At 39.6% G+C, this 15,911-nt stretch carries 16 protein-coding genes; 10 read left to right on the top strand and 6 right to left on the bottom strand.

Annotated elements, in window-relative coordinates; all coding sequences use genetic code 11:
* Positions 1-84: 84 nt before the first annotated feature.
* Positions 85-687 (bottom strand): TetR/AcrR family transcriptional regulator, encoded by a 603-nt coding sequence (locus tag JOD82_RS25535; protein ID WP_069011175.1) that lies wholly within the window; start codon positions 685-687, stop codon positions 85-87.
* Positions 688-875: 188 nt separating this feature from the next.
* Between JOD82_RS25535 and JOD82_RS25530 the strand changes: the two genes are divergently transcribed.
* The gene (locus JOD82_RS25530; RefSeq protein WP_209950185.1) at positions 876-2,081 is read left to right on the top strand and encodes an MFS transporter; all 1,206 of its coding nucleotides are present in this window, start codon (positions 876-878) and stop codon (positions 2,079-2,081) included.
* 479 nt (positions 2,082-2,560) lie between these two features.
* On the opposite strand, the gene JOD82_RS25525 is transcribed toward JOD82_RS25530, so the two are convergent.
* A complete protein-coding gene (locus JOD82_RS25525) occupies positions 2,561-2,779 on the bottom strand; it encodes a helix-turn-helix domain-containing protein (protein WP_076295896.1) in 219 nt (72 codons plus the stop codon).
* Between the two features lie 114 nt (positions 2,780-2,893).
* Between JOD82_RS25525 and JOD82_RS25520 the strand changes: the two genes are divergently transcribed.
* Positions 2,894-3,076, top strand: a complete 183-nt coding sequence (locus JOD82_RS25520; RefSeq protein WP_312887715.1) for a DUF6809 family protein — start codon at positions 2,894-2,896, stop codon at positions 3,074-3,076.
* Between the two features lie 184 nt (positions 3,077-3,260).
* Here JOD82_RS25520 and JOD82_RS25515 read toward each other — a convergent pair whose 3' ends face one another.
* A complete protein-coding gene (locus JOD82_RS25515; RefSeq protein ID WP_029515066.1) occupies positions 3,261-3,479 on the bottom strand; it encodes a helix-turn-helix domain-containing protein in 219 nt (72 codons plus the stop codon).
* A 598-nt stretch (positions 3,480-4,077) separates the two neighbouring features.
* On the opposite strand from JOD82_RS25515, the gene JOD82_RS25510 reads away from it, so the two are divergent.
* The 4 genes from JOD82_RS25510 to JOD82_RS25495 all read left to right on the top strand — a co-directional run bounded on the left by JOD82_RS25510 (position 4,078) and on the right by JOD82_RS25495 (position 6,923).
* Positions 4,078-4,518: a hypothetical protein gene (locus tag JOD82_RS25510; protein ID WP_155271725.1), complete on the top strand. Its 441-nt coding sequence runs from the start codon at positions 4,078-4,080 to the stop codon at positions 4,516-4,518.
* Between the two features lie 24 nt (positions 4,519-4,542).
* Positions 4,543-4,722: a hypothetical protein gene (locus tag JOD82_RS25505; protein WP_029515064.1), complete on the top strand. Its 180-nt coding sequence runs from the start codon at positions 4,543-4,545 to the stop codon at positions 4,720-4,722.
* 311 nt (positions 4,723-5,033) lie between these two features.
* Entirely contained in the window at positions 5,034-5,594 is a 561-nt protein-coding gene (locus JOD82_RS25500) for a MarR family winged helix-turn-helix transcriptional regulator (protein ID WP_029515063.1), read from the top strand.
* A 54-nt stretch (positions 5,595-5,648) separates the two neighbouring features.
* Complete coding sequence (locus tag JOD82_RS25495; protein ID WP_069011173.1) at positions 5,649-6,923, top strand: acyl-CoA thioesterase/bile acid-CoA:amino acid N-acyltransferase family protein; 1,275 nt, start codon at positions 5,649-5,651, stop codon at positions 6,921-6,923.
* Between the two features lie 274 nt (positions 6,924-7,197).
* Here the strand turns inward: JOD82_RS25495 and JOD82_RS25490 are convergent, their stop codons facing one another.
* Positions 7,198-7,947, bottom strand: a complete 750-nt coding sequence (locus JOD82_RS25490) for a class I SAM-dependent DNA methyltransferase (protein WP_245231688.1) — start codon at positions 7,945-7,947, stop codon at positions 7,198-7,200.
* A gap of 379 nt (positions 7,948-8,326) precedes the next feature.
* Here JOD82_RS25490 and JOD82_RS25485 point away from each other — a divergent pair, with 379 nt between their 5' ends.
* Both JOD82_RS25485 and JOD82_RS25480 read left to right on the top strand, forming a co-directional pair.
* A complete protein-coding gene (locus JOD82_RS25485; protein WP_245231689.1) occupies positions 8,327-8,647 on the top strand; it encodes a hypothetical protein in 321 nt (106 codons plus the stop codon).
* A gap of 83 nt (positions 8,648-8,730) precedes the next feature.
* Positions 8,731-9,006 carry a hypothetical protein gene (locus JOD82_RS25480; protein WP_069011171.1) on the top strand — a complete coding sequence of 92 codons (276 nt, stop codon included), beginning with the start codon at positions 8,731-8,733 and terminating at the stop codon, positions 9,004-9,006.
* Between the two features lie 578 nt (positions 9,007-9,584).
* Here JOD82_RS25480 and JOD82_RS25475 read toward each other — a convergent pair.
* Positions 9,585-9,818 (bottom strand): hypothetical protein, encoded by a 234-nt coding sequence (locus JOD82_RS25475; protein ID WP_069011169.1) that lies wholly within the window; start codon positions 9,816-9,818, stop codon positions 9,585-9,587.
* 590 nt (positions 9,819-10,408) lie between these two features.
* Between JOD82_RS25475 and JOD82_RS25470 the strand changes: the two genes are divergently transcribed.
* Positions 10,409-12,304, top strand: coding sequence for a carbohydrate-binding protein (locus JOD82_RS25470; RefSeq protein ID WP_069011167.1), 1,896 nt, complete (start codon positions 10,409-10,411; stop codon positions 12,302-12,304).
* A 67-nt stretch (positions 12,305-12,371) separates the two neighbouring features.
* Positions 12,372-14,399: a beta-xylosidase family glycoside hydrolase gene (locus JOD82_RS25465; RefSeq protein WP_312887714.1), complete on the top strand. Its 2,028-nt coding sequence runs from the start codon at positions 12,372-12,374 to the stop codon at positions 14,397-14,399.
* A gap of 336 nt (positions 14,400-14,735) precedes the next feature.
* On the opposite strand, the gene JOD82_RS25460 is transcribed toward JOD82_RS25465, so the two are convergent.
* Positions 14,736-15,848, bottom strand: coding sequence for an alpha/beta fold hydrolase (locus tag JOD82_RS25460; protein WP_069011161.1), 1,113 nt, complete (start codon positions 15,846-15,848; stop codon positions 14,736-14,738).
* Positions 15,849-15,911 lie beyond the last annotated feature (63 nt).

The raw sequence follows: 15,911 nt of genomic DNA, 5'->3' as shown, positions 1-15,911 counted from the left end.
TGTATGCCCTTATTTTCATGAAGACTGGGCAAGTCTCAAGTCTCAAGTCTCAAGTCTCAAGTCTCAAGTCTCAAGTCTCAAGTCTCAGGCACAAGTATCCCAAAGCTCCATCAATTTAGTTATGGCTGTATCAATGTTGTCTAAGGACACACCATCTCTGGCTTCCGTAGATATACCTTCCAGAAAGGTAACGAATAGTGTGGTTAACATGCTAACATTTGTGGATTCTTGAAGTTCTCCATTCTTGGTAGCTCGCTCAATACGAGCATAGAACTTGTTCCTAGTCACTGCTCTTTGCCTGATCAATAGTTCTCGAATATGAGTGTTTTCTGGGGAACATGTATTTGCAGAGAATATGACTAAACAACCCAAGGGATGGGTCTGTTCAGTCTGCATGATTGCTGAACTTCTTAAGGCTAATTCAATAGCTGTGCGCGATGAAAGTGAATAGTTTGTAAGGCTTGTCGATACTTGTCCGTATGTAGCCAAATACCGGTCCAGCGCTTCTTTGAATAATGCGTCTTTTGATTCAAAAGCTGCATAAAAGCTGGCTGAGGAGATGCCGCCCATCGCCTTTTTGAGTTGAGCCAAAGAGGTTGATTCATATCCATGCTCCCAAAATAACATCATAGCTTGGGAGATCGCTTCGTCGCGACAGAATTTACGTGGTCTTCCGGTTCTAACCATGGAGTCGCCTCCTTTTATCTTGTACTTATATACTAATCGATCCAAAAGTAATTGACAAGACAGAGAGGCATCTTTAAAATATGGATTGATCGATCCATAAGTAAAATAAAAGGAGGGCAAATCATTGGCATATATGCTTGATTTTTCGCTTGAACTTGTTTTGAAATCGATTTTAAGGAGCTGCGCTAATGTCCAGCAATAACTCTTCTACTACTGTAAAGATTGCTTCTTCCGCCTCCTCTGAGCGCTTTCCCTGGCTTGGTCTGCTTGCTTTGGCTATGACAGGATTCATCTGTATTATGACGGAAACGATTCCGGCTGGTTTGCTTCCGCAAATAAGCAAGGGACTTTATATTTCAGAGGCAATGGCGGGTCAACTGGTCACTGTCTATGCTATCGGTTCCCTAGTGGCTGCCATCCCTGTAGCTATAGTTACCCGCCAATGGCGGAGGCGTCCGCTGTTACTTCTGGCTATTTGGGGGTTCCTGGTTTTTAACAGTGTCACCGCAATTTCTTCCAGCTACATACTGACGCTGGCTGCCCGTCTACTGGCAGGAGTTTCGGCTGGAGTTCTATGGGGGATGATCGGCGGTTACGCTCTCTGCATGGTATCTGCTACATTGAAGGGGAGGGGGATGGCCGTTGCCATGGTTGGAACGCCGATCGCCTTGGCTATTGGTGTCCCAGCGGGGACGTTTCTGGGGAACCTTATGGGTTGGCGTTCTGTTTTTGGAATTATGTCACTACTGACAGTTATACTGATCGCGTGGGTGCTTTGGAAGGTGCCGGACTATCCGGGACAGTCCTCCGATAAGCAAGCTTCGATCTATGCAGTCTTCCTTACACCGGGGATTCGGCCCATACTATTGGTTGTACTGACCTGGATGACAGCCCATAATATTCTCTATACTTATATTGCTCCATTTCTTGCGGCCAATGGGATGGGTGAGAGAGTGGGTCTGGCTCTGTCTTTCTTTGGCATTGCTGCTCTCGTAGGTATATGGATAACTGGCGTATTCATCGACCGTTGGCTGCGTAAGCTTGTCTTGATTAGTCTTATTTCCTTCGTCTTAATTTCTATTGCCATGAGCTTTAGCAACTCCAATGCCCTTATGATCTATATCATTGTTACGGTATGGGGGTTAACTTTCGGCGGTGCAGCAACGCTGTTGCAAACGGCGCTTGCTCAGGCTGCAGGGGAGAGCAAAGTGGATATGGTTATGCCGATTAACACGACCGTATGGAATCTGGCTATCGCCGGCGGCGGGATGGCTGGGGGTATTTTACTCGAAACTTTTGGTGCGGGATCATTTTCATGGGCATTATTCATACTCTTATTCCTTGCGCTTCTCGTGGCTTGGGGTGGCAAAAAGTATTCGTTCCCTCCACACTAACCTAGTAATTAGTGAAGGTTTTTTAAAAATTTTCTTGTTATGACTTCTAACTTTAATGCACAGAAGATGCTGTCCCAAGGGCAGTTGCTATAAAATAAAGCGCATTGTCCAAGCCGATGTTGTCGACAGGGCAATGCTCCTTGTGTTTGCATTCGAACATACGATAAAAATGAAGTGCATTCCGCACCAGACTGGTAGCCTGTAAGTTCGACTTCACCATCCTTCAGAACTAGGAGCAAATGATGCTCTGTGTCTGCGAACGGCTTGTCGCCTAAGGAAAGTTGGGTAGGTACATAGATATATTATGATGGTCCCTCCGCGCTCCTTCGTAAAGCCAATAAAATGACCCATACTCTTGGTGTAAAACTGATTACGGTGGATGGGAAATCTACAATAAAAGAGAATTTTACGTTGGTTGAAAAACATTTATTGAAATAATGCACAATTAGATTAAGACTAATATTTATTTCTTAGAAATGTTATCCCGCCGGGTAGGGCTTTATTTGGTTTGTTCTATTTAGTAAATAGTCTGTGCTTGTATGGTGGAAATTAGCTAGTCTAATTAAAATCTCCGTTGGAATGTCTATTTCCCCACGTTCATAATTGCTGTATATCCGCTGGCTACAATTCAGATAATCGGCCATTTGAGTTTGAGTCAAATCCTTATCTTCACGTAAATCTCGAATCCGTTGATACATCATATTCACCTCGAACTAAGAATATCTTAGCGAAATAATCGCTATTGATTTTTAGCGAATAATTCGCTAAAATTAGTCAGAGGGTTAATAATACATATCATGAAGGAGTAGAACATGAGTATCTTGGAGAACTTTTATTACGGAAAATGTAACCCAAGTGAACGAATCAAATCGAAAGACACTGAGTTTGAACTGGTCTCTCAGAGAATAGCCGATGCTGAGGAAGCCCTCAAAACAAAATTGCCAGAACAAGATTACAAATTAATTGAAGACTTTCGGATTTACAAGATGTTTTAATTTCCTTATTGTCCGCTTCGGCTTATATTGAGGGTTATAAAATGGGGGCACTAATAATGATTGAAGTATTTGACGGGAAAGAAGAGTTGAAATAGGTAGTTCAGAAGATTGTAGGGGGCGATTATAAAAAAATAAAAAAGGTAGCTCCTTTATGAGGAGTTACCTTTTTTATTTCTAAAAGTAGCTAGCCTGCGGGATAAGGTTTTTTTTGTTTCGTTCTGTTTAACAAGTAGTCTGTGCTTGTGTTATGGAAATCAGCTAGTTTGATTAGAATCCTTGTAGGAATATCAACATCGCCGCGTTCGTAATTGCTATAAATTCGTTGACTGCAATTCAAATATTCAGCCATTTGGGATTGAGTCAAATCTCTATCTTCACGCAAATCTCGGATCCTTTGGTACATCTTCTCACCTCCAAACCTAGAATATCCCAGCGAAATAATCGCTATTTATTTTTAGCGAATATTTCGCTATTTAGTCAGAGGATTTCATTTAGGTTTAGAGCATGAAGGGAACAAACGTATGTGCATCCATTTATTGTTTGAAGTATATGATTTTGAGACTCAATATTTTTACCAAATATGCGCACCCACCGTTTCTTACTGCGCTTGCTTCTGTAGACATGATTTATGTTCCCTAATTTGGTTTGTTGAAAAATCAAAAGGCCGGCACATTGGCCGACCTGGTTCACCGAGGCTCGAAAGCGGCGGGGTGTTCCTTATTTAATTTTCCATGATATAAATATATCATGCTAAAAGTCTAACGAACGGCCATCATTCGGTCAAAAGTTATTTAATAAACAGTCTCTTTTCACAGGTTATAATAACCATTTATTGTCCAAATACTATGAATAGATATTATTACAGGAAAAATCATCTACTATATTCCTCTATTTTACAAATATATATAATTCATGTTAGTATATTGAAGAAAAATACCAAATATATGAAGAGAGTTGCCAACACCGTAGAATCTTCTATAACTTCAGAGACTAAGATAGACTTGGAAAATGGAATTGTTGATGAAAGAGTAGAGCAAGAATTAAGACAAGTTGATTATGATGACCTTTTCAAAACTGTAGGCACTAATCTTGGAATGGTCGATACTCAACGTCCATCTGGGGAAGTAAGTACACAAGGCTGGAGATCAAAGTTCGCAAAGGAAGTAGCGTTAGAATTAATTTCTAAACTGAAAAATATTGGATCACGTGCTTGGAATGAACAGATAAAAATTTATGTAGATAAGATACCACTTTTGACCGACGGTGCAAAAGAAACTTTGAAATATTATCTTGGTTATCAAGTAATAATGCAAGCTTTGGATATCATGGTAGATTTCACAGGCACAGCAGAGGACGGTCTTGCTTACGCCTTAAAATATGTTGGGTTGCCTGCGTGGTTGGCCGAACCCGCATCCAGAGCTATTGTCTTCTTCTTGCTGTAAAATCGGAAAAAAGGGGGACTAAACGTGTACATACTCGCATTGATTATACTTATTACTACAGGTTTGGTATCCATAGCTGATATTTTGTTTGATATAAAAGATTCCGGTGAAGGAATCAGGTTGATGGTTAAAACTTCACAGGCTCTATTCTTTTTATCATTGTTGTTTTTTACAGTAAAAAGCGGTACCAAGAAAAGAGACTGAACTCGTCACACACAGAAAAAGGGTGGAGTTGATAAACTATATCAACTCCACCCTTTTTAGTTATTCGTCGTACGTGTTGATATAATCGCTCCTTCTCCTGGCTTAGCAAACAACTTCACTTCCGCAAGGCAAAAGACGTGACCGGGCTGATCATTCATAACGACTAGGAATTCCAGATACACAATAACAATTATTTATTTAATGTATGCAATTTACAAATGGTATTATTGTCACCATGTTGACGATAACACAAAATGCTGTTATTGTAATTATAGTCAGTATGGTGACAATAAAAAGAAAAGGATATATTTATGGAATATTCTAAAGCGCTTAGAGAGTTATATATAATGCAACAAACTTACGCTACTTTTTTTTCCGTTACTAATAAGTTGCAAATACAAGGCGACAACTATTTTGAGAAATTAACATCACGACAGTACATGATCATGCTGGCAATAGCTCATTTGCCAGAGGATGAAACAACACTTGTTAATATTGCAAGAAAGTTAGAAACAAGCAAACAAAGCGCACAAAAGCTTATAGTCAATTTAGAGAATAAAGGATACCTAATTACGACGCCAAGCAAACGGGACAAACGTGCAATTAACGTGGAAATCACGGAATTAGGGAAAAGAGTCATGCTGGAATGTGGTGAGAAAGCAATATGCCTAATGGCAGATATTTTTAATGGATTCACAACTGAAGAATTAGAAGTGTTATGGAGTTTATTGAAAAGAATATATGGTGCTCACAACGAAGAGTACGTTGGTTTTGAGGAAGATGTAAATTATAAATTTGAAGACTTGGAAGGGTTTCAAGAAGCACAAATTCGAGCTTTAGATAGCTTTATTTTACGGAGAAAGCATTTTTAAATAATGGGAAACATTTTTCCATCAAAATTCATTGCTACTTTTGGAGGTCGCGAGATGAAATTACAAGTACAACCGAGAATTGCAATAATTGATGAAAAAATCGATTTTTGTGTCACCGGGTTACCACCAGAGGACAAAATAAAAATAACTGCATCCATGCATTTTCCTTGGGCAGTTAGTGAAAAGTATCAATCATTTGCTTGGTTTACTGCGGATTCAAACGGTAGTGTTGATTTATCGAAACAGAAACCTGATTCTGGAACTTATGATTATATAGATAGTATGGGCCTTATTGCTTCTTTACAGAAGATTAATAGTGAGGGAGGAAATATCGCTCATAATATTTCAATAGATGGTAGTCTATTTATTGACATAGTATGTGAAAATGGACAAGATCGGGAATGCATAAGTCTAGAGCGTATGTTTAAGTTACCGGAAGTGAAAAGACATCAGATTACTGATGCATTCGTGGGAGAGTTGTTTTACACTGAAAACTCAAATTATAAAACGATTGTATTATTGGGTGGGTCTGATGGTGAACTAAGTGGTCTTTCGATTTTGTCAGGACCATTGGCATCTAGAGGTTTTAATGTTTTAACCGTTGGATATTTCAATGAAAAGGGATTGCCTAAAAAGCTTGAGGAAATTCCCCTTGAATATTTTGAAAAAGTGTTCTCTTGGCTTAAAAAGAATTCATTAACACGTACTAATGAAATATATGTACATGGTACATCTAAAGGTGGAGAATTGGCGTTACTTTTGGCGTCACGATATAAATTCATTTCTAAAGTTGTGGCTTCTGCACCTCATGCATATTGTTTTCAAGCGTTGGATGGTTTGATGAGTGGTAAAAATGTTTCATCATGGTCGTATGAAGGGAGATCATTACCATTTATACCAGTTGATAATGAAATTTTTTACGACCATCAGCGTCATTGCTTAGAAAAAAATATACCTTTTGGTTTTACTACTACATATAAAAAAAGTGTGGAAAGGGCAAGAAATAAAGAGGAGGCTCGAATAAAAATAGAGAATGCAAATGCGAATTTATTGCTAATTGCAGGTCATCAAGATAATATTTGGAATACTCACGAGGCATGTGTAGAAATAATGAGTATTTTGAAAAAAAACAATTATAAATACAAATACAATCTTTTAGACTATAAGGATTTAGGTCACTCATTACCAATACCATTTATTATACCTTTAAGCGAAACATTGAACTTAAAAATGGGTGGAGGCGTTTTTACTTGTGGTGGTACTTTAAAAGGAAATTCTTTTGGTCAATCAGATTCTTGGCAGAAAACAATAGAATTTTTTATGAATTAGGGCGTGTCTTCAAACTCAGGCAAGCCAAACAATAATGGTTGCCAAGGCAAAAAAAGACTTGAATGTACACGCCATTTTACATAGTGAGTCGCCAGACGACGATAAATTCTTTACTTTATTAAAGAGCATTCCACCAAATAACGTTTTTTTGTAAACGATCTTATCATATTTTAGGATGACTCGGCGATTTTTTTCGGGAATCACTGGAATAGCCTGTTGTTCCTTCAAAAACATGCGAATGGCATGGATATCTTACGCGCGGTCGTCAATCGTATTAGGCTCCATGTTTTTTTCGACAAACACTAATGATGGAAGGAGATAAAGGAGTGAAAGGTGTTTTATCCCAGTCCGAATATTGATTTTCGAAAAAAAAGCCGCGGCTCGTTAATAAACGCTGAAGCGTGTCATTATCAGTAAAGCGACATGCAATTCGAGAAGTTGTTTTCTCCGATCCCCAATCACGGAACGTGACCCAGTGCATGATCTGGCTACTTGAATCATACGACTGTGTCCCAGATACCTTGACTTTAATTCCATCCTTATCGATAAATTTTCCCCAGATGCTTTCCTCTTGGTTGGATAAATCGGTTCCAAAGGGGTTTCGTGTTTCAAAAACAAACACCCCATTTGGCTCTAGGTGCTTGTAGACAGTTTCGAGTAAGGCTCGTTGATCCTCGTCGCTCAAAAATGCCTGGAATGCATTTCCTGTCAGATAAATCATGGAAAAACGCTTTTCGGATTCGAATGTACGAGCATCAGCTTCAATAAAATCCACAGGCAAACCTTGAGCTTTAACTCGCGCATATTCAAGCATCGATGAAGAAATATCAACACCTGTTATATGTATCCCCGATTTTGATAAATGAATGGTTGTCAATCCTGTACCACATGCAAGTTCCAAAACTTCGCCTGGGTTCAATCTAGCAATATCAAGATAGAAATTATATTTATTAATCTCGTCGCCAAATTCAAGATCATAATTAATCGGGTCTCGATACTCTTCAAGATTATCGTGATCTATCAATATAAATCATCCCTTCACTACAATACGATTTCTTTAAATCGTCCTTCATCATACCATACATTTCTGGGTATTGATATAAATGGAAACCGTGTTGAAGTTTTATGAAAACGGACTGACGCACCAGCACTTTTAAAATAAAAAAGCCGCTAATTTAGCGGATCGGATGAGACAATCGTTTCGTCTTTTCATTTGAAAATAAATTTTACCATCACCTTGACTGAAATCATAGTTTTATAGTTTGAAGACATACTCTAGTATAAGAGCCGCAAGGTTCGATACCGATTTAACATCAATAGAAAGGATGACCTACTGAGGGATGCCATAACCTAATTAAAAAGCGCTGATTTGCGTATACGTGATGTTAAGGGAGAACTTTATATTGAAGAACGATAAAGGGGCAGCGTTTAAAATGGAAAAAATAATGGATGTTAGTATAACTTTTGAGTCAAAAGATGAAGGTACAATTTTAGTAGGAACAAACAAAGGATTAGACCATTTAACCTACCCAGAAATAAAAAAAATCATAGGTGATAAAATTCTTATTAAAAATGCAGATCAAATTGAGACGGTATTAAGCGTTAGCTCTGTTCAAATTTCAACCTCAATGGCTGAAAGGAAAAATATTGGAATATGCATTGGCAAGTTAGCATCTCCTGATCTTGTTCAAGTTGGGGCAAGTATTTACAGTTTGGAACATTAATTAATATCAGTTTAAAGGTGGAATAAAATGAATATATTAAAAAAATTGAAGAAGGAAAATGTTCAATAGATGAGTTAGAAAATTTGCTAGAAGAAAAGAACCCCATAGTTTTATATCATGCAATGACACATATCGGAAAAGAAGGTATTCGTACAGAGGAAATATTTAAAAAATTAAATGGATTATCTTTAAAAAGGGAACATCAAGATAAGCTGATAGGTCATTATAAAGTAGGAGACTTAGCAATAGCTACTATGATAAAACTTGGAGAAAAAGAAGATGAGATGACTGGGTTTAAGATATTAGACGAATTTGAAAAAAAGATGGTTTTCCGTTTATTTGAAGAAATCGAATGGTAATGCCTCCTGTTCGTCTGAATGCACTTAATTCAAAACTTATTTCACCTCGAACCATGAGGAGAAATAAGTTTTTTTCATATCTAATGGAGGTGGACCAAATGAATAGAATACTTATTCAAGCTGTAGAGCGTTTGTATTCAATTCATTTTGAAAGTTTAGGTGTGTTGTTGAGGTCCAGAAGGCAAAAAGCAAACATCGTAGGTTTAGACAGGTAAAGACAATCGTTATCGATGCTAGTGCGCTTGGACTCCGTAACAATCCGTTTAATATTAAACCCAATTTCATTGAACACCTAAATATCCTTGATCTAAAAATGTTAGTGAAAACAGTTTGGCTTGGATCGTTGAATATGGTTACTGTTACGCATATCCGCGACTAAAAGAAAAGGATCGGGCATTAATGAGAGGGGATAAATGTTATTTATAGATTGAAGTTTGAATTGTAAGATAACTCATGATTGATGGCTATTCTGGTTAGAACTAGTCGCATAAAATGGCATGAATATAAGCTTCGCAACAGCCTGGAATTATTAGCATACTCCACAAGTTGCAAAGCTGTCGCCCAATTTGAACGGTCTGTTAAAGGACAGAAGCCGACACTTCTTGTTGTCGATCTTGGCATTTCCCCCCGGCAACGATTAGAATCGCATGCTTTGCTCTCCCCGGAAGGATAAAGCCTTGGCGAACCATGCAGGAATGATGCCCAATAGTATCGACCACTTGTTCCAAAGTGGCGTTTATGGTATTATATTCCTGGATATCGTTTTCCCGACTGTGTAGCCTAAAATTCGCTTCAACGCTTACTAACGACATAATATTCCTTTGTAATTATGTAAAAGCTTTCAAGTTCAACTCTAAAGTTAAAGTTTTCAATCGGTACGTGTAATGAAAAAGAAGGGAGGGGAATTTGGGAATACGATCGGTAGTTCGTTAATATACAGGGTTGCCTATGAACCAGACACTATATTTGAGCACCTTGAACTTTGGGGATTGACATTTGAGCACAAACAGCTCGAAGAGCACCATCTTGCATGAAGACGACTGTTATGGCTTGCCATCGGTGAATTAAGGCGCTGATATCCAAAAGAATGCCTGGAACCCGTGCAACGCAGTTTGCTGTATGTACCGTAACCAAGGTAATTATAAAAAGCTATTAACTGAAATTTATTGGGCGAAAATAAAAATGATGAACTGGCTAATTCGGCTTGATTCGAGTCCCCACTGTAAAAATGAAAGCGGTTACAAATTTAGAGGGGAGGCTATAATATCTGCTGAAAATGTTACAAGTCCAAGTTTCGGAGCACCAACCTTCAAATAGGATACAAAATTACTAATTAAATCTATGCATAGGCAATTTGTAAACTTTTAATAGACATAATATATAAAAATGGAGGAATATGTTTATGATTAAAAAATTTTCGGTGTTTTTATTAGCTTTTACATTATTGCTGAGTTGTTTACCAATGGTACCTGTACATGCTGCTAACAATGCAATTGCAAAGCTTCCAGGGAATTCGAATCCTCTTATGGACCATAAATTGGGCGCTGATCCCTATGCGTTGGTCTATGATGGAAGAGTCTATATCTATATGTCCAGCGATACGTATGTGTATAACAATGACGGCTCGATTAAAGACAATGACTTCAGCGGACTGGATCGCATCCAGGTCATCTCTTCCGCGGACATGGTGAACTGGACGGATCACGGTGCCATTCCGGTTGCCGGTGCGAACAACAAGAACAACGGCAGAGGCATTGCCAAGTGGGCCGGCAACTCCTGGGCTCCGGCCATTGCGCAAAAAAAAATCAATGGCAAAGATAAATTCTTTCTCTATTTTGCCAATGGTGGAGCCGGCATTGGCGTTCTGACCGCAGACACGCCGATCGGCCCTTGGACAGACCCCCTGGGCAGAGCTCTTGTGACACATAATACGCCGGGAATGGCTGGTGTAACCTGGCTTTTTGATCCGGCTGTGCTGGTGGATGATGATGGCACAGGGTACTTGTATAGCGGCGGCGGCATTCCGAACGAATCCGATCCGGCCTCCATTGCGAATCCGAAAACCGCCAGAGTCATCAAATTGGGCGCAGATATGACCAGCGTTATTGGGAGCGCTACCACCATTGATGCCCCGTACCTGTTTGAAGATTCGGGCCTTCATAAGTATAACGGAAAGTACTACTATTCCTACTGTATCAACTTTGCCGGGACACACCCGCCACAGTACCCTGCAGGTGAAATTGGCTACATGGTCAGCGACAGCCCGGTGGGTCCCTTTACTTATAAAGGGCATTTCCTGAAAAATCCGTATACGTTCTTCGGTGTGGGCGGCAACAACCATCACGCTGTATTTAACTTTAAGAATGAATGGTATGTGGTGTACCATGCCCAGACGGTCAGCAAGGCTCAAATTGGAGCTGGGAAAGGCTATCGCTCCCCGCATATTAATAAGCTGACGCATAATGGAGATGGAAGTATCGCTGAAGTGCAGGGGAATATGACAGGAATCGCTCAGTTCTCCAATCTGAATCCGTATACCAGAGTGGAAGCAGAGACCATGGCGTGGCAAGCGGGAGTCACAACCGAGCCTACTCAAGCCAGCGGCGGTCCCATTAGTAATCTGAATGTGACAAACGTACACAATGGAGATTGGATCGCTGTAGGAAATGCCGACTTTGGTAGCGGTGGAGCCAAGACGTTTAAAGCAAACATAGCATCCAATGCAGGCGGTAAAATAGAAATACGTCTGGACAGTGCAACGGGTCCTCTGGTTGGAACTCTTAATGTCAGTTCTACTGGAGGAACACAGACCTGGAAGGAAGTCGAAACCACTGTAAGCAATGCAACAGGAGTCCACAAGGTTTTCTTAGTGTTTACCGGAACAGGGACTGGTAACTTATTTAATATTGATTACTGGCAGTTTACACCCAATACTACTGGAACAAGGGTTGAAGCTGAGGATATGACTCTCGGTGGGACTTACGCTGGGAAGATCAGTTCTCCTTTCAATGGGGTCGCTTTATACGCCAATGATGATTATAGTGCATACACTCAGTATTTTGCCAACTCTACTCATAGTATTTCAGTCAGGGGTGCTTCGAATAACTCCAGTACCGCCAGAGTAGACTTGCAAATAGGAGGAACCACAGTTGGCTCCTTTTATTTTACGGGAACTACGCCGACGGTCCAAACCTTGTCTAATATCACCCATGTAACCGGAAATCAAGAGGTCAGACTGATCGTAACCACCGATAACGGTACTTGGGATGCCTATGTGGATTATTTACAATTTAATTAACTAAAACTAAAAGCTTTTGAACCTATCAAAGATTAGGGGCGATTCTAATATGTATAGGAGGATAAGTGTGCTTTTATTAGTTTTACCATTATTCATGAGTATGATGTCCAATACTTCTGTATTTGCAGCTACTACTTTTACAAACCCGTTTATACATGCTGATTCTCCAGACAACGATGTTATCAGGGTAGGTAATACTTTTTATATGACTAGCACGACCATGCACATGAATCCTGGAGTTCCGATCATGAAATCTTATGATCTCGTCAATTGGGAAATCGTAAATTATGTTTACGATACGTATGCCAACAATGACGCACAAAATCTTAACAACGGGCAGAACGAATATGGAAAAGGCTCGTGGGCAAGCAGCCTTAGATATTATAACGGCATCTACTATGTGTCCTTTGGCTCCAATTCTACCGGCAAAACATACATCTATCAAACCAGCAATATAGAAACTGGTCCATGGACATCATCAGTGCTTGACAACTATTATCATGACGCATCGCTGCTGTTTGATAATGGACGTGTATTCTTGGTTTATGGCAGTGATAATATCAGCATTATTGAGCTTACTGCAGATGCAAAGGCTATCAAGCCAGGGGGACTTAATCAGGTGATTATTTCCGCTGCCAGTAATATTGCCGGTTCCAGCTTCATAGTCAAGGCTGAAGGCGCGCACATACAAAAGATCAAGGGAATGTACTATATATTTCTTATATGCTGGCCATCGGGAGGCAACCGCACACAATTAACCTATCGTGCAAGTAGCTTGACAGGACCCTATACAGGTCAGGTGTCATTGAATGATTCAGGTATTGCACAGGGGGGAATTGTTGATACTCCTTCTGGCTCCTGGTATGCTATGCTGTTTAAAGACAGCGGAGCAATTGGACGTATGCCGTATCTTGTTCCGGTTACATGGTTAAATAATTGGCCGGTATTCGGTGTTAACGGTAAGGTTCCTCTTACGATGGATGTTCCTGTTGAAGGTTATCCCGAAAAGAAGGTCTATGCGTCTGATGAGTTTTCATCTTCTCAAGCCTCCAGTCAGCTTATTGCAAACGGTGGATTTGAAAATGCCACCATAAGCCCGTGGACGAATAATAACACTGCATTTGTTGCAGCAACCACTACAGACTATTACATCGGCTCAAAAAGCTTGTTTGTCAGCGGTAGACAACAAACAGCTGCTGGTCCAAGACAAGTAATTACCGGAAAAGTAACAGCCGGCGGAATGTATAATTTTTCTGCAAAGGTTAAATACACTGAAGGTCCTGCCACTAAGCAATTTAATTTTGGTATTCAGAATGGTCCAAGTTACACAGGTATATCGATTCTTGGGTCCACCACGCTAACCAAGGGCCAATGGGGCACAATTCAAGGAACATATACACTTCCGGCAGATGCCGACCTCTCACAAACGTTTATTTTCATTGAGACACCCTACAGTTCAACCCCAGACCCAACAAGTGATTTGATGAATTTCTATGTGGACGATGTTTCGTTTACAGGAACCTCGTCTTCTGAAGCGACTCTTAAAAAGGAGTGGCAATGGAACCACAATCCTGACAATACTCATTGGTCCCTTACACAGCGTCCTGGATTTATGAGAATGACTACAGGGAAAGTGAGTAAAAGTATTCTGGATGCCAGAAATACGCTTACCCAAAGGACATTTGGACCGAAAAGTACAGGAATCATTGCAATGGAAACAAGCGGGATGAAGGACGGAGACTATTCCGGTCTTGCAGCTTTTCAGGCTAATTATGGATTTGTAGGCATAAAGATGAACGGGACCTCCAAATCCATTGTTATAGTGAATGCCAGCTCTGGAGCAATGACTGAAGTGGCAAGTGTCCCTTTCACCCAGAACAGAGTATATCTTAAGCTTATATGTGATTTTACAAATCAGATGGATAAAGCATATTTCTACTACAGTCTTAACGGCACAAATTGGACGGCTATAGGCAACACACTTCCGATGTCATATACAATCCCTCACTTTATGGGATACCGTTTTGCTTTGTTCAATTATGCTACTAAATCAACGGGTGGTTTTGTTGATTTTGATTATTTAAACTTGCAGTGACAAACAAGAGGGTTTGAAGCTGTGGACTTAACTCCCTGGATTTATTAGATGTTAAATAATGGAAATTAAGGGCCGATAGACATCTAAGTTCGTTTCTTGCGCTCCTTCAAGGTTCTTCGGTTCGAAAATCTAACCATGCTAGGCCGCATGAATTGAAAAGCTCAGAGGAAATTACGGACTTCTCCATTGAGATAACAGGGGGAAATGAATGGACTAAACCGACTCCATAATTGGAGTCGGTTTTTACTTGCCAATGGGATAACAACGATTGAAGCTATGGAACTACGATTTTTTGATGGGCATGTTGCGTATAAAAAAAATATATATTTACAGTTGTTATAGGAACTTCTTCATTTCATTAAATGCTAACTCCCTGTGACCTGCTTGGCAGTGTTGCTCGCCACCTGTTTCTTTAGTAAATACTTTGGTTGTAATGGACGCAGCATTGATTAATTCTTGTTGGATTTGTGCGAGTCGGCTAATAGGTACGTATTGATCATCTTCTCCAGCTAGTAAAAGAACATCTTGATTAATGAATGCCCCAATGCCGTGCATCGTGTGCTTTTCGAAATTTTTAATGAGATCAAAAGGCGTTGCTTCACCGGTGTTTTCCATCCCTTTGGTAATCTTCCAATGCAAATCAATATTGTGAGTCATCATCTGTTCGAATAATGAATTCACTTGATCTACTTCATTACGTTCGACTAGCTGCACTATGCTTTGGTAAGTTTCTTCTGGCATTCCCATTTTTAAGGCATCTAAACCACAATAGAAAATGTTAAAAGCAACTACTTTATCGATTCTCTTTTCGAAGGCTGCCGCACGCATAGCTAAATATCCTCCCCAAGAAGCACCTACGAGACTTGCACGATCTAGTTTGAAATAATCAATCACCGTTGATATGGGCTTTTCCCAGTTGTGAATGAATTTTAGGCCGTTTTTTAATGCAGTTCCTTGGCCTGGACCATCAAATACAATAATATTGTAATTAATTCCCTTCATGAATTTCATCATTTTAAGCATCTCTTCCATGTAAGAATCATACCCACCAAAGACAAGTAATGTTTTCGTAGCTCCAGGCGTCAACAATTTTACAGCAGGAAGATAGGAATCTTCATATGGAATTTGGTAGGATTCATAATCAAAATCATGAAAGCCTTTATAGAAGGTATCTCTATATTTTCGATACATTTTTTCTTTATTGGGGTCTGTGGTTGCAAGATAAAATTCTGCAGCTTGATAGTAGACTGAGGCTAAGTCATAGTCCTTGCTGTCTTCGCGTTCCCTTGCAAAATTGAGCCAAGCTTCATACCAGCTATGGGTGTCTTTTAATTTCGGAATCATTTTTTCTAAGTCAGCTTGTGCTCGATCATCTTCTTGATAATAATCATTGATAAAACGATTAATTTGAAGATTGAACTGTTCGTTATGGACATAGGATTTAAACATATATTGTCCTCCTTCAATTTGGGTATGTGCTTACTATAGAGTATAGTTACTACATAAAAAATA

The organism is Paenibacillus sp. 1182 (assembly GCF_017833915.1).
Taxonomy (GTDB): Bacteria; Bacillota; Bacilli; order Paenibacillales; family Paenibacillaceae; genus Paenibacillus; species Paenibacillus polymyxa_D.
The sequence above is the reverse complement of the archived record's forward strand: the minus strand, read 5'-3'. Positions and strand labels throughout refer to the sequence as shown.

Excerpts from the sequence above, each read along its gene's own strand:
- JOD82_RS25535 (WP_069011175.1), bottom strand. The coding sequence starts at position 687 with ATGGTTAGAACCGGAAGACCACGTAAATTCTGTCGCGACGAAGCGATC.
- JOD82_RS25530 (WP_209950185.1), top strand. The coding sequence starts at position 876 with ATGTCCAGCAATAACTCTTCTACTACTGTAAAGATTGCTTCTTCCGCC.
- JOD82_RS25525 (WP_076295896.1), bottom strand. The coding sequence starts at position 2,779 with ATGTATCAACGGATTCGAGATTTACGTGAAGATAAGGATTTGACTCAA.
- JOD82_RS25520 (WP_312887715.1), top strand. The coding sequence starts at position 2,894 with ATGAGTATCTTGGAGAACTTTTATTACGGAAAATGTAACCCAAGTGAA.
- JOD82_RS25515 (WP_029515066.1), bottom strand. The coding sequence starts at position 3,479 with ATGTACCAAAGGATCCGAGATTTGCGTGAAGATAGAGATTTGACTCAA.
- JOD82_RS25500 (WP_029515063.1), top strand. The coding sequence starts at position 5,034 with ATGGAATATTCTAAAGCGCTTAGAGAGTTATATATAATGCAACAAACT.
- JOD82_RS25495 (WP_069011173.1), top strand. The coding sequence starts at position 5,649 with ATGAAATTACAAGTACAACCGAGAATTGCAATAATTGATGAAAAAATC.
- JOD82_RS25475 (WP_069011169.1), bottom strand. The coding sequence starts at position 9,818 with ATGTCGTTAGTAAGCGTTGAAGCGAATTTTAGGCTACACAGTCGGGAA.
- JOD82_RS25470 (WP_069011167.1), top strand. The coding sequence starts at position 10,409 with ATGATTAAAAAATTTTCGGTGTTTTTATTAGCTTTTACATTATTGCTG.
- JOD82_RS25460 (WP_069011161.1), bottom strand. The coding sequence starts at position 15,848 with ATGTTTAAATCCTATGTCCATAACGAACAGTTCAATCTTCAAATTAAT.